This window comes from Micromonospora sp. LZ37, assembly GCF_059359015.1.
This window is the reverse complement of the sequence record NZ_JCADBL010000016.1, coordinates 109,982-128,729: the sequence shown is the minus strand read 5'-3', so window position 1 is coordinate 128,729 and position 18,748 is coordinate 109,982. Positions and strand designations below refer to the sequence as shown.

The following is an 18,748-nucleotide window of genomic DNA, read 5'->3' as shown; positions in this document are numbered from 1 at the left end:
GGTCCCGCCTTCCCTCCGGCCCGGCGCGGGCTCCCGGCGCCCGGCCGTGCTCACCCGACTCCGTCCTGATCCCGCAAAGGTTGGTCCGCCATGTCCTCCCACCGCGAAGCACCGGAGATAGCCAAGGACCCGGTCGCCGACAGCTCCGACCTGTACGCCTTCGTCAGCCCCGACAAGCCCGACTCGGTGACGCTGATCGCGAACTACGTGCCGTTGCAGCTCCCCTCCGGCGGGCCGAACTTCTTCGAGTTCGGCGACGACGTGCGCTACGAGATCCATATCGACAACGACGGTGACGGCCGTCCCGACGTGACCTACCGCTTCGAATTCACCACCGAGATCACCAATCCGAACAGTTTTCTTTACAACACCGGCCCGATCGAGTCGTTGGACAGCAAAAACTGGAATCGGCGGCAGTTCTACCGGCTGACCCGGGTGGCCGACGGACGGGAACACGTGCTCGCCCACAAGCTGCCCTGCCCGCCGTGCAACGTCGGGCCGCTCTCCACTCCGCGCTACGCCGACCTGGTGCGCCAGGCGACGTACTCGCTCTCCACCGGGGAGCGGGTCTTCGCCGGGCAGCGCGCCGACGGCTTCTTCGTGGACCTCGGGGCCATCTTCGACCTGGGCACCCTGCGGCCGTTCCAGCAGCTGCACGTGGCCGGGAAGAAGGTCTTCCGGACCGAGGGGGAGCCGGTCAACGCGCTGGACCGGATGAACGTGCACAGCATCGCGGTGCAGGTGCCGCTGAACAGGGTGCGCCGCAAGGCCAACCGGTACGGCGCCGGCGACCGCGCGTCGATCATCGGCGTGTGGACCACCGCCTCCCGTCAGCAGGTCCGGGTGCTCGGCGACAAGGTGGCCGCGGACACCGCCGCCGGACCGTGGACGCAGGTGTCCCGGCTCGGCAATCCGCTCTTCAACGAGGTCATCGTGCCGATGTCCAAGAAGGACCTGTGGAACTCGCTGCCGCCGTCGGAGGACAAGCGGTTCGCCCGGTTCGTCGAGCAGCCCGAGCTGGCCGCCCTGCTCCCCGCCCTCTACCCGGGCGTCTTCCCCAACCTGGACGCGCTGAACAAGTCGCGGAAGCCGCGCGCGGACCTGGCGGCGATCCTGCTCACCGGCATCCCGGCCGGGCTGATCGACGGCTTCACCAACGCCACCGGGGACATCCAGGCCGACATGCTCCGGCTGAACACGGCGATCAGGCCGAGCGCCGAACCGGACCGGTTCGGGGTGCTCGGCGGTGACCTGGCCGGCTTCCCCAACGGCCGGCGGGTCGGCGACGACGTGGTGAGCATCGCACTGCGGGCCATCGCCGGGGTCACCGTCCCGCTGGTGGACCGGACGTTCACCCCGGACGCGGCCGCCGGCGCGGTGACCCCGGGGCTGAGCGCCGCCGACGTGACGGCGCCCTTCCTGCGCAACTTCCCCTTCCTGGGCACGCCGTACGACGGGTTCAACAATCCGCCGTCGGCGCGGTCCTGAGCGGAGGGAGTCGGGAATGCACGGATATCGACACGCGTACGGGCCGACGGAGAGCGGCACCGTCCTGCTCGATCTCGGTGGCGACACGGGTGCGTTGATCATTCACACCGGACGCGACCTGCTCGGCCGGGAAATCGAGATCGGTCGCGCCGACCGGGCCGCCGGGCCGCGCACCCACTCCGCGGTCCGTGAGCGGATCGTCCGGGACGGGGTGTTCCACAGTGCTGTCTACCCGGACCTGCCGGCGGGCCTCTATACCGTCTGGTGGGACGACAGTACGCCCGCGGGAGCGATCTCCGTCACGGGTGGCGCGATCGCCGAATTCACCTGGCCGACCAGCGCTCCACCGGGGGCGGGCTGATCGTCGCACCCCGGTCCGTCGCCGCGCCCCGTCCACATTGTGGACGGGGCGCTGTCGGCATTTCCGGCTCGACGGGCAGCCTCGACCGAACCGCGTTAACCTGTGCCCCACCGAAATCCTGATCTTGGTGGCCGGTCCACCGGAGCCTCCGCCGGCGTGCCTCGGCGGTGTCCACGATGGCGACGCCACAGCAGAAATCTCGGGCAACTCGCCGGAGAGGGCGTTACTCCTCAGGGGTCTGAATCGATAGGGCAGGTTGCGAGGCCGGGTGGTCCGAGTGGCCGTCCGGAAGCGTGTCGGGAGGGCGACTCCATTATCAAGTTCGGCTTGACGGCGCACGCATTACACGCGTGTAATTTGAATGGGGTTGTTCGCGCGGAACGCAACAAATTTGGACCGGACGGACAAGCACGCCTTTCGCGTGGGGGGTTGCAGCGGCGATGACGCCGGTGCGCGACAAGGAGGCATCTGATGGACGGCCAGCTTGAAGTGGCCGACCTGCTCGGGAACGCGCCGGAGTGGCAGGAGCGGGCGCTCTGCTCGCAGACCGACCCGGAGGCTTTCTTTCCCGAGAAGGGCGGCTCGACCCGCGAGGCGAAGCGCATCTGTTCGCGGTGCGAGGTCAAGACGGAGTGCCTCGAATACGCTCTCGGCCACGACGAGCGGTTCGGGATCTGGGGTGGGCTCTCCGAGCGGGAGCGGCGCAAGCTCAAGCGGCGGGCCGCCTGAGCTGACGCGGAGCCGGGGCGGTGGGGGCCGCCCGGCTCGCGCCCGATGGTCGGTCGCGGGGGCGGCCGACCCGGGGGTCGGTCAGGCCAGCTCGTCCGGGTCGACCCCGAGCAGGTTCGCCACCTGCTCGATGATCACGTCGTGCACCAGGTCGGCGAGGTCCTCGCGGTCCATCGCGCGGAACTCCAGCGGCCGGCGGTACAGCACGATCCGCGGCGGCACCTCCTGCCGGCCGGGACGGCCCGGCAGGAGTCGGGCCAGCGGGACCTCGCCGTCCTCCAGCACGTCGGAGTCGTAGACGTTCAGGTCCGGCGGGACGTCCTCCACGGCGAATTCGACGCCGGCCAGCTCCTTGGCGAAGCGGCGTTCCAGGGTCTCGACGGTGTCCAGCACCAGGTCGTCGAAGACCTCCGCCTTGGTCCGGGCCAGCGGGACGGTCGCCGGCACCAGCCGCCCCCGCAGGCCGCGACCGTGGCGGTCGCGGTGGGTGCGCCGGCCGGAGCCGGGGCGGCGGTGTTCCGGGCTCGTCATGAGGCCAGGGTAGCTGCCGCGCGGGCCCGGCCTGCGGCACCGCCGCCTCCGGGCGCGCCGGGATGCGACAGGCGCGAATTGTGATCACCGTGACGGGCGTGTCGGAACGCGAACCGGTGCGCCGTACCCGGTATTGGGGATACCCTGCCGCACGTGAGGTCACCACGGCGCTGCTCCCGTAACGGCTGCCCCCGGCAAGCGGTCGCCACATTGACCTATGTCTACAACGAGTCGACAGCCGTGGTCGGCCCGCTGGCGGCCTTCGCCGAGCCGCACACGTACGACCTCTGCGAGCCGCACGCCCGGAGCCTGACCGCCCCCCGGGGCTGGGACGTCGTCCGGCACGAGGGCGAGTTCGAGCCGCCCCCGCCCACCACCGACGACCTGGTCGCCCTCGCCGAGGCCGTCCGCGAGGCCGCCCGCCCGGTGGCCCCCCGGCCGCCCGAGGACGACCAGCCCGTCCACCAGGGCAACCAGACCGGCCGCCGCGGCCACCTCCGCGTCATCCCGCCCAACCACTGACCGGCGCCGGGTAGCACGTCCCGGTACCCCGCGGTCCCGACTGTCCGGAACGAGACGGATCGGGTTCTCCGCAGGCGGCCCGCACTAGGCTCCGGCGTCAGGCGGACGTGAATCACGCGCCGCCGCCCGTAACCGACGCGGCGTTCGCCCCGATGGGCGGTCACCGGCATGAGGTCGACCTGCCGTCCGCCGTCGCGTTCCCGCGGGCGCCGATGTCGACGCCGAGCCGGAGGTGCCTGGGGTGGACAGCGCCGGCGACTCGATCTTCGACCAGGCCGTGGAAGAGGCCCTGGGCCTGGACGAGGTGAGCGGCGCTTCCGTACGGGTCGGCCTGGGACCGGAGCAGATCAAGCGCCATCTCCAGCAGCTCCGTCCCCGCCTGTTGCAGCCCCATGGAGCGGAACTGGCCCAGCTGGCTGAGCTGGAGCAGGAGCGGGTCTTCATCACCACCGCGATCCGCAACGTCGTCGACCCCTTCTGGCGGGCCGTCTACCGCCGAGGCAAGGTGCCCTACGACGTCATCGACCGGGTGCTCGAGCCGCTGTGGTTCGTCGCCTGGGGCATACCGGCCGACTGGCGGCGCGGCCTCCACCCCGCCCTGGCGAAGCCGCTGGGAGTCCTGCACCTCCTCCTGCTCGTCGGGCTGTTCACGGTCCCCGTGTGGCTCGCCCAAGAGGAACTGTTGCCGACGTCGGCCGCCGTCGTGCCGATCGCGGTGGCCGGTCTCCTCGGTGCCGTGCTCGTCGTCGGCCTGGTCGTGCGGGTGCTGCGCCGACAGCGCCGCCAGTCGGAACCGAACATCCTGGACCGCCGGGCCATCGACGCCCGGGTCGCCCGGATCATCGACGACGACGTCGACTACCGCGACGTCGTCTCCCGCATCGAGGAGCTGGAGCTGCGGATCCGCCGTGCGGTCCTGGAGCAGCAGGTGCTGCCGCAGATCCGTACCTACCTGAACGAGCGGGCGAGCGGGTCGGCGGCCGCCGGACCGGTGGACCCCCGGGAGTTCACGGTCATCAGCGCGCCCGGCCTCGGGGAGGTCGACGACCAGCGGTTCGAGATCGCGACGGGGTCGATGAACCGGCTGGTCCGACTGTTGCGGCAACTGCCGGGCGGCAGTGTCGGGCTCTCCGGTCCCCGAGGGGTCGGCAAGACCACCATCCTCCGGGCACTGACCGACGAGGGTTTCGCCATCTGGGACGAGCCGCTTTTGCGGATCTACCTGTCCGCTCCGGTCCGGTACGTGGCGGTGGACTTCTTCACCCACCTGGCCCTGGAGGTGTGCACCGCGATCGGCCCGCCCGCCGGCCCGGAACCCGCTCGCCCCGGGCCGTCGCTGGCGGAGACGGGGCGCTCGGCCGACCGGCGGGTACGCCGCCTGTTCACCTCCGCGCCGGCCGGTCGGATCGCCGCCTATCTCCTCGTCGGCGGAACCGCGGTGGCCACCATCGCCGCGCTGCGGGCGACCCTGCCGGCGGCGGAGTTGCGCATCCCGCTGTCGATCGTGGCCGTGGTGGCCGCGGCGGTGGCGCTCGTGGTGCAGCTTGTCCCGGAGCGGTTGCTCGGCGCGGTGCTGGTCGTCCGCCACCTGCATCTTCATCTGGCGGTCGCCGCCGCCGCGCTCGTCGCCGTGGCCCACCAGCACTGGTGGCAGGTGGTGGTGGAGCTGCGCGAGCCCGTCCTGCGGTGGGCGCCGACCGTGGCCGGCCTCGCCCTCATCCTCGCGCTGGTCGCGGCCGGAGTCCGTCGGGCGCGGCGCACCGCCGACCGCCGGCTCGACGCGGAACTGGTCGACGCCAGCGCCCGTACGGCTGCCACCGTCCCCGACTCGCCGTGGGCACCGCTGTACGCGGACGCGGAGGCGTTGCGTAACGTGCTGGTGTACGACCAGTCCGACTCGGTGGCCCGGGCGGCCAAGGTGAGCGCCGGCGCGGGCGCCGCGGTGAAGCTCGCCGCCGAGTTGTCCCAGACCGACTCGACCCTGCTCGCGCGGCGCGCCATCACGATGCCGGAGATGGTGGCGCGGCTGCGCAGCCTGATCGAACGCGCCACGGCGCGCGGCCGGGTCGTCATCGCCATCGACGAGCTCGACAAGATCGGGGACAAGGACGACGCGCGGCAGTTCATCAACGACCTGAAGGCCATCTTCGGGGTCTACCGCAGCTACTTCATCGTGTCCGTGTCCCAGGACGCGATGATCGACTTCGAGCGGCGGGGGTTGACCGTCCGGACCGAGGTCGACAGCGCGTTCGACGAGGTCGTCTATGCCCTGCCGATGTCGCTGGACGAGACGCGTGAGCTGTTGCAGCGGCGGGTCCTCGGCCTGTCCGAGCCGTACATCCAGCTCTGCTACTGCCTGTCCGGCGGCATCCCCCGCGACTCCATCCGGGTGATGCGCTCGATCATCAACGCCGGCCTGGAGACGACCGGCAAGGCGTGGATCAGCGCGGTGACCGAGCGGGTGCTCCGCGAAGAGCTGGCCCGCTACGCCGGGGCGACCCTGGCCGGCACCCCCGGCGAGGAGGAGTGGCCGGCGGACCTGTTCGCCGTCTTCGCCCGGCTGCGTACCCGGGCGGTGCCGCCCGACCGGTTCGCCACCGAAGCGGTCGGCGTGGCGGACGACGGCTCACGAGCGGAGCCGGCAGCCGACGACCGGGTCGCCTCCGTACGCCGGGAGGTGCGCGTGGTGCTCGCCTTCCACGCCGAGGTGTGGCGGATCTTCTCCACCACCGCGTCGAGCATCGGGTCGGCCGAGGTGGAGCGGTTGGCACAGGCGCGACGCGATCTCGCGCTGAACCTGTCCTTCGTGCTGCTGTCGATCACCGACGCCCCGGCCGCTCCCCGGCCGAGGCCGACGCCGCAGGGCCGGGTGCCCGCTCCGGCGACGGAGAACGGGACGACGGACCCCGGCTGAGCCGGTCGCCGATGCGCTCGCGGGCGCCGGTCAGTGGCCGAGGAGGCGGGAGAAGGCGGCGGCGCGGCGCGAGGGGCGGCCGGAGCGCGCCTCCGCCCGGTCGGCGGAGAACATCAGCTTCAGGCCGGCGTTGACGGCGAGCCAGCGCAGCGGCTCCGGTTCCCACCGGGGGGAGCGGTGGTTCACCCAGGGGAGCCCCACCAGGTCGCTCTCCTCGCCCCGGATCAGGTCGGCCAGGGTACGGCCGGCGAGGTTGCTGGTGCCCACGCCGTCGCCGACGTAACCGCCCGCCCAGCCCAACCCGGACCGGTCCAGCCCGACCGAGGCGGACCAGTCCCGGGCCACCCCGAGCGGCCCGCCCCAGGCGTGGCTGACCGGCACCTCCGGGCCGAGCACCGGGAAGAGTTCGCCGAGCACCCGACGCAGCGCGGCGAAGACCCGCGGCTCCCGGTCGTGGCCGGGGGTGACCCGGGAGCCGAAGTGGTAGGGCGCGCCGCGCCCACCGAAGGCGAGCCGCCCGTCGGCGGTGCGCTGGCCGTAGATGATGACGTGCCGGTAGTCGGAGAAGGTCTCCCGCCCGGCCAGCCCGATCCGCGCCCAGGTCTCCTCCGGCAGCGGCTCGGTGGCCACCATCAGCGAGTAGACCGGGGCGAGCACGCGGCGCTGCCCGGGCAGCCCCGGCGTGTACCCCTCGGTGGCGCGGACCACGACCGGCGCCCGGACGGTGCCGTGCGGGGTCACCGCCGCACCGGGCCGGACCGCCGTCACCGGCGTCCGCTCGAACACCGTCACCCCGCGGCGTTCCACCGCCTCGGCCAGCCCGCGGACCAGCCGGGCCGGGTGCACGGCGGCGCAGTGCGGGGTGTACGTCCCACCGCGTACCCCCGCGGCGGCGCACCGGCCGGCGGCCCCGGCGGCGTCGAGCAGCACCAGGTCGTCGTCGTCCAGGCCGTGCTCGCGGGCCTCGGCGACGGCGGCCCGGGCCCGGCCGAGCTGGGCCTCGGTGCGGGCCAGCACCACCGTCCCGCCGGGCTGCCAGTCGCAGTCGATGCCCTCGGCGGCGACCACCCGGCCCACCTCGCGGACGGTCTCGTGCATGGCCCGCTGCATGGCCAGGGCCCGGTCCCGGCCGTGCCGGCGGGCCAGCGCGGGCAGCGAGGTGGGGAAGAGCGCCGAGCACCAGCCGCCGTTGCGGCCGGAGGCGCCGTACCCGGCGATCTCGGCCTCCAGCACGGTGATCCGCAGCGTCGGGTCGGCCACCGCCAGGTAGTACGCCGTCCACAGCCCGGTGTAGCCGGCCCCGACGATCACCACGTCCGCGTCGCGGTCACCGGGCAGCGCGCCGCGCGGGGTCAACGGCCCGTCCACGCTGGACAGCCAGTACGACAGCTCCCGGTAGCCCGTCACCATCGCGGCGCGGGCAGGTCGTGGCGCAGCCGTGGATCGGGCTGCGGAGCGCCGAGCGTCTCGACGACCGGCACCACGCCCGCCCAGACCGGCTGGTCCAGGTCGTCGTCCGGGTCGTCGGGCGGCCCGGCGCTGACCTTCACCGAGCACTCGTCCAGCGGCAGGGCGAGCACCAGCGTGGCGGCCAGCTCCTTCGCCGACGGCGGCCGGATCTCCGCCCAGCGGCCGGGCAGCAGGTGGGCGGTGAGCCGTTCCAGCGCGGCCAGCTTCTCCTCGCCGTCGAGCGCGGTCAGCGCGCCGAGCACCATGGCGCACCGGTAGTTCATCGAGGACGCGAAGGCGCTGCGGGCCAGCACCAGGCCGTCGAGCAGGGTCACGGTCAGGCAGGCCGGCGCGCCGGCGAGGAGGTGCCGGAAGAGCCGGCTGCCGGTGGAGCCGTGCACCAGCACCCGGTCGCCGTCGCGGGCGTACGACACCGGCAGCGCGTACGGCTGCCCGGCGTCGGCGATGGCCAGGTGCCCGACCCGGCCGGCGTCGAGCACGGCGTGCAGGACGGCCCGGTCCGCGACGGCGAGTTCGGGCAGCCGGCGTACCCGGGTGCGGTCGGTGGCCCCGACGGCGCGGGGCCGGTGCTCGCCGTCGCGAGACCCGGCCCCGTCCGACGTCGGCCCGTCTCCGGTCACAGGCGCGCCCATGCCTCGGTCAGCACCGCGCGCAGGATCTGCTCCATCTCGTCGAACTGCTGCTGCTCGGCGATCAGCGGCGGGGCGAGCTGCACGACGGGGTCGCCCCGGTCGTCGGCCCGGCAGTAGAGCCCGGCGGAGAAGAGCGCGCTGGAGAGGAAGCCGCGCAGCAGCCGCTCCGACTCGGCCTCGTCGAAGGTCGCCCGGGTCGCCTTGTCCTTGACCAGTTCGATGCCGTAGAAGTACCCGTCGCCCCGGACGTCGCCGACGATCGGCAGGTCGTACAGCTTCTCCAGGGTGGACCGGAAGGCGTCCTCGTTGGCGCGGACGTGCCCGATCAGGTCCTCGCGGGCGAAGACCTCCAGGTTGGCCAGGGCCACCGCGCAGGAGACCGGGTGACCGCCGAAGGTCACCCCGTGGGCGAACATGCCGGTCTCGGTGAGGAACGGCTCCATCAACCGGTCGCTGGCGATCATCGCGCCGAGCGGGGCGTACCCGGAGGTGATGCCCTTGGCGGTGGTGATGATGTCGGGCTGGTAGCCGTACCGGACGGCGCCGAAGTACTCGCCGAGCCGACCCCAGGAGCAGATCACCTCGTCGGAGACGAGCAGCACGTCGTAGGCGTCGCAGATCTCCCGGACCCGCTCGAAGTAGCCGGGCGGCGGCGGGAAGCAGCCGCCGGAGTTCTGCACCGGCTCCAGGAAGACCGCGGCGACGGTGTCGGGCCCCTCCCGCTCGATGGCCCGGCCGATCTCCTCGGCGGCCCAGCGGCCGAACGCCTCCGGGGAGTCGCCGTGCTCGGGGGCGCGGTAGAAGTTGGTGTTCGGCACCTTGATGCCGCCCGGGACCAGCGGCTCGAAGTCGCTCTTGATGCCGGGCAGCCCGGTGATCGACAGCGCGCCCATCGAGGTGCCGTGGTACGCGATGTACCGGCTGACCACCTTGTGCTTGTTGGGCTGTCCGGTGCGCTTGAAGTAGGCCCGGGCCAGCTTCCAGGCCGCCTCGACGGCCTCGGAACCGCCGGTGGTGAAGAAGACCCGGTTCAGGTCGCCGGGGGTGAGCGAGGCGATCTTCTCGGCCAGCTCGACGGCCTTCGGGTGGGCGTACGACCAGAGCGGGAAGTAGGCCAGCTCGCCGGCCTGCTTGGCGGCCGCCTCGGCCAGCTCGGTGCGGCCGTGGCCGGCGTTGACGACGAAGAGCCCGGCGAGCCCGTCGAGGTAGCGGCGGCCCTGGGAGTCCCAGACGTACGCGCCCTCACCGCGGACGATGGTCGGTACCTCGCCGGCGGAGTAGCTCGCCATCCGGGTGAAGTGCATCCAGAGGTGGTCGGTGGCGTTGGCCATGTCAGCCCCATCGGGTCTCGGGCCGGATCAGGGGGTGGCACCGGCCGCTCTGCCCACGGTTATCGCACAGTCCGACGGCGCAAAGCAAGTGGGATCGGCAGTGAATCGTCTCCGAGGCAACGAATTCGGCGACCGCCCATGGCTACCGCCACGGAATCCGTACAGGCCGGCGGCCGTCGGTCAGGCCGTGCCCCAGCTGTAGGTCTGCTTGCGCAGCTTGAGGTAGACGAACGCCTCGGTGGCCAGCACCCCTTCGACGGCGCGCAGCCGTTGCAGGATCTCCAGCAGGTGGGCGTCGTTGCGGCAGACCACCTCGGCCAGCAGATCGAACGAGCCGGCGGTGATCACCACGTAGTCGATCTCGTCGAACTCGGCCAGCCGGTCGGCCACCGCCTCCAGGTCGCCGTCGGTGCGCAGGCCGATCATGGCCTGCCGGGGGAAGCCCAGTTGGAGCGGGTCGGTCACCGCGACGATCTGCATCACCCCGGCGTCGAGCAGTCGCTGCACCCGCTGGCGTACCGCCGCCTCGGAGAGCCCGACCGCCTTGCCGATGCTGGCGTACGGCCGCCGGCCGTCCTCCTGGAGCTGCTCGATGATCTGCTTCGCCACGTCGTCGAGCAGAGCGTGACTCGCGCCCTCACGCACGGTGACGCGGCGCGCGCCGTTGCCGTTCTCCTGCTGCCGGTTGGTCATCGACCGCTCCCCATGTCCGTTTCCAGGGCTGAGCCTAGTGCCACCGCGCAGTCTGGCGTAATTCGTCGTGTGAAGCTATTCCCGCAACGGAATCCCTTGTAAGGAAGGTCACCTCATGTCAGGATCAGTCGTCCCTGGCCCCTGACCTCCCCCGCCGGCGCGTCACCCCCCTTCCCCGCCGCCGACGGACGACCCCCTAGGAGTCGTCAATGCGTACTCCCCTGAAGCCCCTCACCCGGCGCGGGCTGCTCACCGGCACCCTCTCCTCGGCCGCCCTGCTCGCCGCGGGCGGCGCGCTCGCCGGCTGCGGCACCAAGGCCGCGACCCAGACCGAGGAAGGCTGCAAGAGCGAGGACCTCTCCGGCACCGAGAAGAAGCTCGCCTTCTCCAACTGGCCGCAGTACATGGACGTGGACGAGAAGGACGAGTCGAAGCGGCCCAGCCTGGACGCCTTCATCGCCAAGACCGGCATCCAGGTCACGTACACCGAGGACATCAACGACAACAACGAGTTCTTCGGCAAGGTGCAGAACCAGCTGGCCGGCTGTCAGGCCACCGGGCGGGACATCATCGTCCTCACCGACTGGATGGCCGCCCGGATGATCCGCCTCGGCTGGATCCAGAAGCTCGACCCGGCGAAGATCCCGAACGTCACGGCCAACCTGCTGCCGTCGCTGCTCAACCGCCCCTTCGACCCGGAGAACCGGATCTCCATCCCGTGGCAGTCGGGCCTCGCCGGCCTGGCCTACAACGGCAACGTCACCAAGGAGATCCGCACCGTCGACGAACTGCTCACCCGCCCCGACCTCAAGGGCAAGGTGACCGCGCTGAGCGAGATGCGGGACACCATGGGCCTGCTGATGCAGTCCAACGGCCACGACCCGGCCAACTTCACCCCCGCCCAGTTCGACGACGCGCTCAACAAGCTCAAGAAGGCCGTCGACTCGGGGCAGATCCGCAAGTTCACCGGCAACGACTACGCCCCCGACCTGGCCAAGGGCGACATCGCCGCGTGCATCGGCTGGTCCGGCGACGTCATCCAGCTCACCGGCGAGGACGAGAAGATCAAGTTCGTGGCGCCGGAGTCGGGCGTGATGCTCTTCAGCGACAACATGATGGTGCCGAACAAGGCCACCCACAAGGGCAACGCCGAAGAGCTGATCAACTACTACTACGACCCGGCGGTCGCCGCGAAGCTCGCCGCGTACGTCAACTACATCTGCCCGGTCAAGGGCGCCCAGGCCGAGATGGAGAAGATCGACCCGGAGCTGGCCGCCAACCCGCTGATCTTCCCGGACGAGACCCTGCTGTCGAAGTCCAAGGTCTTCATGGCCCTGGACGAGAAGCAGGAGAAGGAGTACGAGTCCAAGTTCCAGCAGGTCATCGGGGCGTGAGGACGATGGGACACGAGTCACCGGCCGGCGACCTGAGGCTGGCCAACCTGACCAAGCGGTTCGGCGTCTTCACCGCGGTGGACGACCTCAGCCTGACCATCCCGCAGGGCTCCTTCTTCGCCCTGCTCGGCGCCTCCGGCTGCGGCAAGACCACCACCCTGCGGATGATCGCCGGCCTGGAGGAACCGACCAGCGGTCAGGTGCTGCTCGGCGACCGGGACATCGCCCGGTTGCGGCCGTACCGACGGCCGGTGAACACCGTGTTCCAGAGCTACGCGCTCTTCCCGCACCTCGACATCGCGGAGAACGTCGCCTTCGGACTGCGCCGGCGCGGCATCCGCAAGGTGGACGACCAGGTCCAGCGGATGCTGTCGCTGGTGCAGCTCGACGGCTACGGCCGGCGCCGCCCGGCCCAGCTCTCCGGCGGGCAGCAGCAGCGGGTCGCGCTGGCCCGCGCCCTGATCAACCACCCGCAGGTGCTGCTGCTCGACGAGCCGCTCGGCGCGCTCGACCTGAAGCTGCGCCGGCAGATGCAGATCGAGCTGAAGCGGATCCAGACCGAGGTCGGCATCACCTTCGTGCACGTCACCCACGACCAGGAGGAGGCCATGACCATGGCCGACACGGTCGCGGTGATGAACGCCGGGCAGATCGAGCAGCTCGGCGCACCGGCCGACCTCTACGAGTACCCGGCCACCGCGTTCGTGGCGAACTTCCTCGGCCAGTCCAACCTGCTCGCCGCCGAGGCCGCCGGCCCCGCCGGGTCCGAGGTGCCGGTCACCGCCCACGGCGCCCGTCTCTCCGTGCCCGCCGACCGCGCCCGCGTCGACCGGGGCCCGGTCTACCTGGGGGTACGCCCGGAGAAGCTGCACCTGGTCGGCTCCGCCGATCAGGTTCCCAGTGGCCACCAGCACGTCACCGGGGTGGTCACCGACGCCTCCTATGTGGGGGTCAGCACCCAGTACCTGGTGCGCACCGGCTGGGGGAGCGAGCTCTCCGCGTTCGCGGCCAACAGCGGGCTCGGCGGCCAGCTCCCGGTGGGCACCTCGGTGGTGGCGCACTGGGACCCGCGGCACGCCTTCCTGCTGCCCCGCGAGCCGGGCCAGCAGGACCGCACCACCCCGCTGCTCGACGAGCCGGTCGGGGCGTCGTCGTGACGGCTCTCGCCCACGTACCCACCCCGTCGGGCCCGGCGGCCCCGGCGCCACCACCCCGGCGGGGGCGGCACCGGCTGCTGCCGTACCTGCTGCTGGTGCCCGGCGCGGCCTGGCTCTTCGTCTTCTTCGCCGTGCCGCTGTTCCAGCTCGCCGCCGCCAGCCTCTACGACCCCAGCGGCTCGCTCTCCACCGGGTACGCGCTGACCTGGGCGTTCGGCAACTACCCGGAGGCGTTGCAGGCGTACTGGCCGCAGTTCGCCCGGTCCTTCGCCTACGCCGGGATCGCGCTGGTGCTGGCCCTGCTGATGGGCTACCCGCTGGCGTACGCGATCGCCCAGAGGGCCGGCCGGTGGAAGAACCTGCTGCTGGTCTGCGTGATCGCCCCGATGTTCACCAGCTTCCTGGTCCGCACCCTGGCCTGGAAGACCATCCTGTCGGACAACGGCGCGCTGGTCGGGTTGCTGCGCGACGTGCACCTGCTCGCCCCGGACGGCCGGCTGCTGGCCACCCCGATCGCGGTGGTGCTCGGCCTGACGTACAACTTCCTGCCCTTCCTGGTGCTGCCGCTGTACGCGAGCCTGGAACGGCTGGACCCCCGGCTGCTGGAGGCGGCCAGCGACCTGTACGCCAGCCCGGTGCAGGCGTTCCGCCGGGTCACCCTGCCGCTGTCGATGCCCGGCCTGATCGCCGGCACGCTGCTCTTCTTCATCCCGGCCACCGGTGACTACATCAACGCGGAGCTGCTCGGCACCCCCAACGAGTACATGATCGGCAACGTCATCGACTCGGCGTTCCTGGTCCGGCTCGACTACCCGCAGGGCGCGGCGCTGTCGTTCCTGCTGATGGCGGCGATCCTCGCGGTGGTCTTCGTCTACCTGCGCCGGGCCGGCACGGACGAGGTGGTGTAAATGAGGCTGTCCCGTTGGCTCGCCGACCGCTGGGTGATGGGTGTCGCCCTGCTGGTCCTCGGCTATCTCGCCCTGCCGATCCTGGTGGTCGCCGGCCTCTCCTTCAACCGCCCGTCCAGCCGCCTGTCGTACGACTTCCACGAGTTCACCCTGGGCAACTGGCGGCAGCCCTGCGCCAGCTCGGAGATGTGCGACGCGGTGCTGCGCAGCGTGCAGATCGGCTTCATCGCCACGCTCGTCGCCACCGTGCTCGGCACCCTGATGGCCTTCGCCCTGGTCCGGCACCGGTTCCGCGGCCGGTCCGGGCTCAACGTGCTGATCTTCCTGCCGATGGCCACCCCGGAGCTGGTGATGGGCACCTCGCTGCTCGCCCTCTTCGTCTCCGCCGGGGTGCCGCAGGGCTTCTGGACCATCGTCATCGCCCACGTCATGTTCTGCGTGTCGTTCGTGGTGGTCACGGTCAAGGCCCGGCTCGCCGGGATGGACCGGCGGCTGGAGGAGGCCGCGATGGACCTCTACGCCAGCGAGTGGCAGACCTTCCGGCGGATCACCCTGCCGCTGGTGCTGCCCGGGATCGTGGCCGCCGCGCTGCTGGCCTTCTCGCTCAGCTTCGACGACTTCATCATCACGAACTTCAACGCCGGCACCACCGTCACCTTCCCGATGTACGTCTGGGGCGCCGCCCAGCGGGGCATCCCGCCGCAGGTCAACGTCATCGGCACGGCGATGTTCGGCATCGCGCTGCTGCTGGTCGGGGTCAGCTCGCTGCGCGGCCGGCGGACCCGGCGCGGCCACCTCGCGGCCGTCCCGGCGCCCGGCCAACCGGCGAAGAGCCCGTCATGACCCTCCCGCATACCGGCCGGGCGCTCGCCGACGCGGCGCCCGTACCCTACTGGCTCGACCGCCCGGAACGGCCCGACCCGCTGCCGCCGCTGCACGGTACCCACACCGCCGACCTGCTGGTCGTCGGCGGCGGCTACAGCGGACTCTGGGCGGCGCTGCTCGCCAAGCAGGACCACCCCGACCGGGACGTGCTGCTGGTCGAGGCGGGCACCTGCGGCTGGGCGGCGTCCGGGCGCAACGGCGGCTTCTGCGCCGCCTCGTTGACGCACGGGCTGGCCAACGGGGTGGACCGGTTCCCCGACGAGATCGACCGGCTGGAACGGCTCGGCCGGGAGAACCTGGACGCGATCGGGGAGACCGTCGCCCGGTTCGGCATCGACTGCGACTTCGAGCGCACCGGCGAGCTGGCGGTGGCCCTCGCCCCGTACCAGCTCGCCGGGCTCGCCGAGGACGCCGAGCTGGCCCGCCGGTACGGCCGCCGGGTCCGGCTGCTCGACGCCGACGAGGTGCGCGCCGAGGTCGACTCGCCGACGTACCTCGGCGGGCTGTGGGACACCGACCGGGTGGCCATGCTCGACCCGGCCCGGCTGGCCTGGGGCCTGCGGCGGGCCTGCCGGGAGCTCGGCGTGCGGATCCACGAGCACACCCGGGTCACCGGCCTGCGCCGCGAAGGGTCCGCGCTGCGCGCCAGCACGGCCGGTGGACCCGACGGCGCCCCCGGGTCCGTGCGGGCCCGACAGGTGGTGCTGGCCACCAACGCCTTCCCGCCGCTGCTGCGCCGGCTGCGCGCCTGGATCGTGCCGGTGTACGACTACGCGCTGATGACCGAGCCGCTCACCGCCGCGCAGCGGGACGCGATCGGCTGGCGGAACCGGCAGGGCCTCGCGGACACCGCCAACCAGTTCCACTACTACCGGATCACCGCCGACGGGCGAATCCTCTTCGGCGGCTACGACGCGGTCTACCACTACGGCAACCGGATGGCGCCGGAGCTGGAGCAGCGCCCGGCCACCTTCACCGCCCTCGCCGACCACTTCTTCACCACCTTCCCGCAGCTCGCCGAGGTGCGCTTCAGCCACCGCTGGGGCGGGGTGATCGACACCTGCACCCGGTTCTGCCCCTTCTTCGGCACCGCGTACGACGGCCGGCTGGCGTACGCGGCCGGCTTCACCGGGCTCGGCGTCGGCGCCACCCGGTTCGGCGCCCGGGTGATGCTCGACCTGCTCGGCGGCGCACCGACCCCGCTCACCGGGCTCGACCTGGTCCGCAGCACGCCGCTGCCGTTCCCGCCGGAGCCCGTCCGGGCCGCCGGCATCAACCTCACCCGCTGGTCGCTGGCCCGCGCCGACGCGCGCGACGGCCGGCGCAACCTGTGGCTCCGTACTCTCGATCGTCTTGGTTTGGGGTTCGATTCCTGATGCGCATCCTGCTCGTGGGCGCCGGCGGCGTCGGCTCCGCCGCGGTCGCCATCGCCGCCCGCCGCTCCTTCTTCGAGACCATGGTCGTCGCCGACCACGACCTGAGCCGCGCCGAACGCGCCGTGGCCGGGCACGGTGACCGGTTCGTCGCCGCGAGGGTCGACGCCTCCTCGGCCGACGCGGTCGCCGCGCTCTGCCGGGAACACCGGATCACCCACGTGCTCAACGCGGTCGACCCGCGCTTCGTCATGCCGATCTTCGACGGCGCCTTCGCCGCCGGGGTCGACTACCTGGACATGGCGATGTCGCTGTCCCACCCGCACCCCTCGCGGCCCTACGCCGAGATCGGGGTGAAGCTCGGCGACGAGCAGCTCGCCGCCGCCGACCGCTGGTCCGCGGCCGGGGGCCTGGCGCTCTGCGGCATCGGCGTCGAACCAGGCCTGTCGGACGTCTTCGCCCGCTACGCCGCCGACGAGCTGTTCAGCGAGATCGACGAGATCGGGGTACGCGACGGCGCGAACCTCACCGTCGACGGGTACGACTTCGCGCCGTCCTTCTCCATCTGGACCACCATCGAGGAGTGCCTCAACCCGCCGGTGATCTGGGAGGAGGGGCGGGGCTGGTACACCACCGAGCCGTTCAGCGAGCCGGAGGTCTTCGACTTCCCGGCGGGAATCGGCCCGGTCGAGTGCGTCAACGTGGAGCACGAGGAGGTGCTGCTGATACCGCGCTGGGTCAAGGCGAAGCGGGTCACCTTCAAGTACGGCCTCGGCGACGAGTTCATCGAGGTGCTGAAGGTGCTGCACAAGCTCGGCCTGGACGCGGTGGCTCCCGTGCGGGTCGGGGGCGTCCCGGTCTCCCCGCGGGACGTCGTCGCGGCCTGCCTGCCCGACCCGGCCACCCTGGGCGACCGGATGCGCGGCAAAACCTGCGCCGGGACGTACGTGACCGGCCTCGGCACCGACGGCGCCCCGCGCCGGGTCTACCTGTACCACGTCGTCGACAACGAGTGGTCCATGCGGGAGTACGGCCACCAGGCCGTCGTCTGGCAGACCGCGATCAACCCGGTGGTGGCCCTGGAGCTGCTCGCCGACGGCGCCTGGTCCGGCGCCGGGGTGCTCGGCCCGGAGGCGCTGCCGCCGCGTCCCTTTCTCGACCTGCTCACCGCGTACGGCTCGCCGTGGGGAATGGAGGAGCGATGACCCGCTACGGCCCGATGTTCGGCCCCGACATCACCTTCCTCGGGGTGGACCGCTGCACCCTCGACGACCCGTCGTCGTACGCCGACGCCGACATCGTCGTCGTGGGGGCGCCCTTCGACGGCGGCACCTCGCACCGGCCGGGCACCCGGTTCGGCCCGTCCGCCATCCGCCAGGCCTGCTACCTGCCGCACGACGGCTCCCGCCCGTCCCTGGCGCTGCGCGTCGACGCGCTGCGCGACCTGCGCGTCTACGACGCCGGTGACGTGGAGATGTTCTCCGGCGACATCGAACGGTCACTCGCCGCGTTGGAGTCCGCCGTCTTCGCGGTCGCGCGCGCGGGGGCGATCCCGGTGGTCCTCGGCGGCGACCACTCCATCGCCCTGCCCGACGCCACCGGCGTGGCGCGGCAGCACGGGCTCGGGCGGGTGTCGCTGGTGCACTTCGACGCGCACGCCGACACCGGGCACATCGAGTTCGGCTCCCTGCACGGGCACGGCCAGCCGATGCGCCGGCTCATCGAGTCCGGCGCGGTACGCGGCGACCGCTTCCTCCAGATCGGCCTGCGCGGCTACTGGCCGGACCCGGAGACGTTGGCGTGGATGGCGCAGCAGCGGATGCGCTCCTACGAGATGACCGAGCTGGTCTCCCGGGGGCTCGACACCTGCCTCACCGAGGCGTTCGAGATCGCCACCGACGAGTGCGAGGGCGTCTTCCTCTCCGTCGACGTGGACGTGGTCGACCCCGGCATGGCACCGGGCACCGGCACCCCCGAGCCGGGCGGGCTGACCTCGCGCCAGCTGCTCGACGCGGTCCGCCGGGTCTGCTACGAGCTGCCGGTCGTCGGGCTGGACGTGGTGGAGGTCGCCCCGCCGTACGACCACGCCGACATCACCGCGTACCTGGGCAACCGGGTGGTCCTGGAAGCGCTGTCGGCCATTGCCCGCCGCCGCCGCGACGCCGCCGGCGGCCCACCCTGGGATCCACGTCAGCCCCTGCTGGACGCCCGCTGAGGGAGCGACCGTCGATGGCGACGAACCGGGAGGACGGGATCCACGGCCTCCTGCTGAGAAGCATGCTGCCACTCCTGGTCACGACGCCGGGTTCCTCGCCGTCGCGCGCCCCGAGGCTCCGCGGAGTGGTCCGCTCGCGCCGGGC

The 18,748-nt window shown here is 72.1% G+C and carries 17 protein-coding genes; 12 read left to right on the top strand and 5 right to left on the bottom strand.

Going from position 1 to position 18,748, the window contains the following annotated elements:
- The first annotated feature begins 90 nt into the window (after positions 1-90).
- The 3 genes from AC5L3Z_RS27265 to AC5L3Z_RS27255 all read left to right on the top strand — a co-directional run bounded on the left by AC5L3Z_RS27265 (position 91) and on the right by AC5L3Z_RS27255 (position 2,578).
- A complete protein-coding gene (locus tag AC5L3Z_RS27265; RefSeq protein ID WP_494846020.1) occupies positions 91-1,488 on the top strand; it encodes a DUF4331 domain-containing protein in 1,398 nt (465 codons plus the stop codon).
- Between the two features lie 16 nt (positions 1,489-1,504).
- The gene (locus AC5L3Z_RS27260; protein ID WP_494846019.1) at positions 1,505-1,849 is read left to right on the top strand and encodes a phospholipase; all 345 of its coding nucleotides are present in this window, start codon (positions 1,505-1,507) and stop codon (positions 1,847-1,849) included.
- Between the two features lie 471 nt (positions 1,850-2,320).
- Positions 2,321-2,578, top strand: a complete 258-nt coding sequence (locus AC5L3Z_RS27255; protein WP_007455784.1) for a WhiB family transcriptional regulator — start codon at positions 2,321-2,323, stop codon at positions 2,576-2,578.
- An 81-nt stretch (positions 2,579-2,659) separates the two neighbouring features.
- Here AC5L3Z_RS27255 and AC5L3Z_RS27250 read toward each other — a convergent pair whose 3' ends face one another.
- Complete coding sequence (locus tag AC5L3Z_RS27250) at positions 2,660-3,109, bottom strand: metallopeptidase family protein (protein ID WP_088963879.1); 450 nt, start codon at positions 3,107-3,109, stop codon at positions 2,660-2,662.
- Between the two features lie 153 nt (positions 3,110-3,262).
- Here AC5L3Z_RS27250 and AC5L3Z_RS27245 point away from each other — a divergent pair, with 153 nt between their 5' ends.
- On the top strand, positions 3,263-3,631 hold the full coding sequence (locus AC5L3Z_RS27245; RefSeq protein ID WP_334519803.1) for a DUF3499 domain-containing protein: 369 nt from the start codon (positions 3,263-3,265) through the stop codon (positions 3,629-3,631).
- A gap of 241 nt (positions 3,632-3,872) precedes the next feature.
- The gene (locus tag AC5L3Z_RS27240) at positions 3,873-6,545 is read left to right on the top strand and encodes a hypothetical protein (protein WP_494846017.1); all 2,673 of its coding nucleotides are present in this window, start codon (positions 3,873-3,875) and stop codon (positions 6,543-6,545) included.
- Between the two features lie 30 nt (positions 6,546-6,575).
- Here the strand turns inward: AC5L3Z_RS27240 and AC5L3Z_RS27235 are convergent, their stop codons facing one another.
- The 4 genes from AC5L3Z_RS27235 to AC5L3Z_RS27220 form a co-directional block, all read right to left on the bottom strand.
- Positions 6,576-7,955, bottom strand: coding sequence for an NAD(P)/FAD-dependent oxidoreductase (locus tag AC5L3Z_RS27235; protein ID WP_494846016.1), 1,380 nt, complete (start codon positions 7,953-7,955; stop codon positions 6,576-6,578).
- Positions 7,949-8,647, bottom strand: coding sequence for a pyridoxamine 5'-phosphate oxidase family protein (locus AC5L3Z_RS27230; RefSeq protein ID WP_494846015.1), 699 nt, complete (start codon positions 8,645-8,647; stop codon positions 7,949-7,951). The genes AC5L3Z_RS27235 and AC5L3Z_RS27230 overlap by 7 nt, the downstream gene beginning before the upstream one ends.
- A complete protein-coding gene (locus AC5L3Z_RS27225) occupies positions 8,632-9,978 on the bottom strand; it encodes an aspartate aminotransferase family protein (RefSeq protein ID WP_494846013.1) in 1,347 nt (448 codons plus the stop codon). The genes AC5L3Z_RS27230 and AC5L3Z_RS27225 overlap by 16 nt, the downstream gene beginning before the upstream one ends.
- A 180-nt stretch (positions 9,979-10,158) precedes the next feature.
- Positions 10,159-10,671 carry an Lrp/AsnC family transcriptional regulator gene (locus AC5L3Z_RS27220; RefSeq protein ID WP_494846012.1) on the bottom strand — a complete coding sequence of 171 codons (513 nt, stop codon included), beginning with the start codon at positions 10,669-10,671 and terminating at the stop codon, positions 10,159-10,161.
- A 209-nt stretch (positions 10,672-10,880) separates the two neighbouring features.
- Here AC5L3Z_RS27220 and AC5L3Z_RS27215 point away from each other — a divergent pair, with 209 nt between their 5' ends.
- The 7 genes from AC5L3Z_RS27215 to speB are packed head-to-tail and all read left to right on the top strand — an operon-like array spanning position 10,881 to position 18,603.
- Positions 10,881-12,065: a polyamine ABC transporter substrate-binding protein gene (locus AC5L3Z_RS27215; RefSeq protein WP_494846011.1), complete on the top strand. Its 1,185-nt coding sequence runs from the start codon at positions 10,881-10,883 to the stop codon at positions 12,063-12,065.
- A 5-nt stretch (positions 12,066-12,070) separates the two neighbouring features.
- A complete protein-coding gene (locus tag AC5L3Z_RS27210; protein ID WP_494846087.1) occupies positions 12,071-13,222 on the top strand; it encodes an ABC transporter ATP-binding protein in 1,152 nt (383 codons plus the stop codon).
- Positions 13,219-14,130: an ABC transporter permease gene (locus tag AC5L3Z_RS27205; RefSeq protein WP_494846009.1), complete on the top strand. Its 912-nt coding sequence runs from the start codon at positions 13,219-13,221 to the stop codon at positions 14,128-14,130. The genes AC5L3Z_RS27210 and AC5L3Z_RS27205 overlap by 4 nt, the downstream gene beginning before the upstream one ends.
- Entirely contained in the window at positions 14,131-14,973 is an 843-nt protein-coding gene (locus AC5L3Z_RS27200; RefSeq protein ID WP_494846007.1) for an ABC transporter permease, read from the top strand.
- Positions 14,970-16,391: an NAD(P)/FAD-dependent oxidoreductase gene (locus AC5L3Z_RS27195; protein ID WP_494846006.1), complete on the top strand. Its 1,422-nt coding sequence runs from the start codon at positions 14,970-14,972 to the stop codon at positions 16,389-16,391. The genes AC5L3Z_RS27200 and AC5L3Z_RS27195 overlap by 4 nt, the downstream gene beginning before the upstream one ends.
- Complete coding sequence (locus tag AC5L3Z_RS27190) at positions 16,391-17,593, top strand: saccharopine dehydrogenase family protein (RefSeq protein WP_494846005.1); 1,203 nt, start codon at positions 16,391-16,393, stop codon at positions 17,591-17,593. The genes AC5L3Z_RS27195 and AC5L3Z_RS27190 overlap by 1 nt, the downstream gene beginning before the upstream one ends.
- Positions 17,590-18,603, top strand: a complete 1,014-nt coding sequence (speB, locus tag AC5L3Z_RS27185; RefSeq protein WP_494846003.1) for an agmatinase — start codon at positions 17,590-17,592, stop codon at positions 18,601-18,603. Before AC5L3Z_RS27190 ends, speB begins: the two co-directional genes overlap by 4 nt.
- Positions 18,604-18,748: the final 145 nt, after the last annotated feature.

What these genes read in the sequence shown, in the direction of transcription:
- AC5L3Z_RS27260 (WP_494846019.1), top strand. Translation starts at nt 1,505, where the DNA reads ATGCACGGATATCGACACGCGTACGGGCCGACGGAGAGCGGCACCGTC.
- AC5L3Z_RS27210 (WP_494846087.1), top strand. Translation starts at nt 12,071, where the DNA reads ATGGGACACGAGTCACCGGCCGGCGACCTGAGGCTGGCCAACCTGACC.
- AC5L3Z_RS27230 (WP_494846015.1), bottom strand. Translation starts at nt 8,647, where the DNA reads ATGGGCGCGCCTGTGACCGGAGACGGGCCGACGTCGGACGGGGCCGGG.
- AC5L3Z_RS27265 (WP_494846020.1), top strand. Translation starts at nt 91, where the DNA reads ATGTCCTCCCACCGCGAAGCACCGGAGATAGCCAAGGACCCGGTCGCC.
- speB (WP_494846003.1), top strand. Translation starts at nt 17,590, where the DNA reads ATGACCCGCTACGGCCCGATGTTCGGCCCCGACATCACCTTCCTCGGG.
- AC5L3Z_RS27215 (WP_494846011.1), top strand. Translation starts at nt 10,881, where the DNA reads ATGCGTACTCCCCTGAAGCCCCTCACCCGGCGCGGGCTGCTCACCGGC.
- AC5L3Z_RS27200 (WP_494846007.1), top strand. Translation starts at nt 14,131, where the DNA reads ATGAGGCTGTCCCGTTGGCTCGCCGACCGCTGGGTGATGGGTGTCGCC.
- AC5L3Z_RS27220 (WP_494846012.1), bottom strand. Translation starts at nt 10,671, where the DNA reads ATGACCAACCGGCAGCAGGAGAACGGCAACGGCGCGCGCCGCGTCACC.
- AC5L3Z_RS27235 (WP_494846016.1), bottom strand. Translation starts at nt 7,955, where the DNA reads ATGGTGACGGGCTACCGGGAGCTGTCGTACTGGCTGTCCAGCGTGGAC.
- AC5L3Z_RS27225 (WP_494846013.1), bottom strand. Translation starts at nt 9,978, where the DNA reads ATGGCCAACGCCACCGACCACCTCTGGATGCACTTCACCCGGATGGCG.
- AC5L3Z_RS27195 (WP_494846006.1), top strand. Translation starts at nt 14,970, where the DNA reads ATGACCCTCCCGCATACCGGCCGGGCGCTCGCCGACGCGGCGCCCGTA.
- AC5L3Z_RS27190 (WP_494846005.1), top strand. Translation starts at nt 16,391, where the DNA reads ATGCGCATCCTGCTCGTGGGCGCCGGCGGCGTCGGCTCCGCCGCGGTC.
- AC5L3Z_RS27255 (WP_007455784.1), top strand. Translation starts at nt 2,321, where the DNA reads ATGGACGGCCAGCTTGAAGTGGCCGACCTGCTCGGGAACGCGCCGGAG.
- AC5L3Z_RS27250 (WP_088963879.1), bottom strand. Translation starts at nt 3,109, where the DNA reads ATGACGAGCCCGGAACACCGCCGCCCCGGCTCCGGCCGGCGCACCCAC.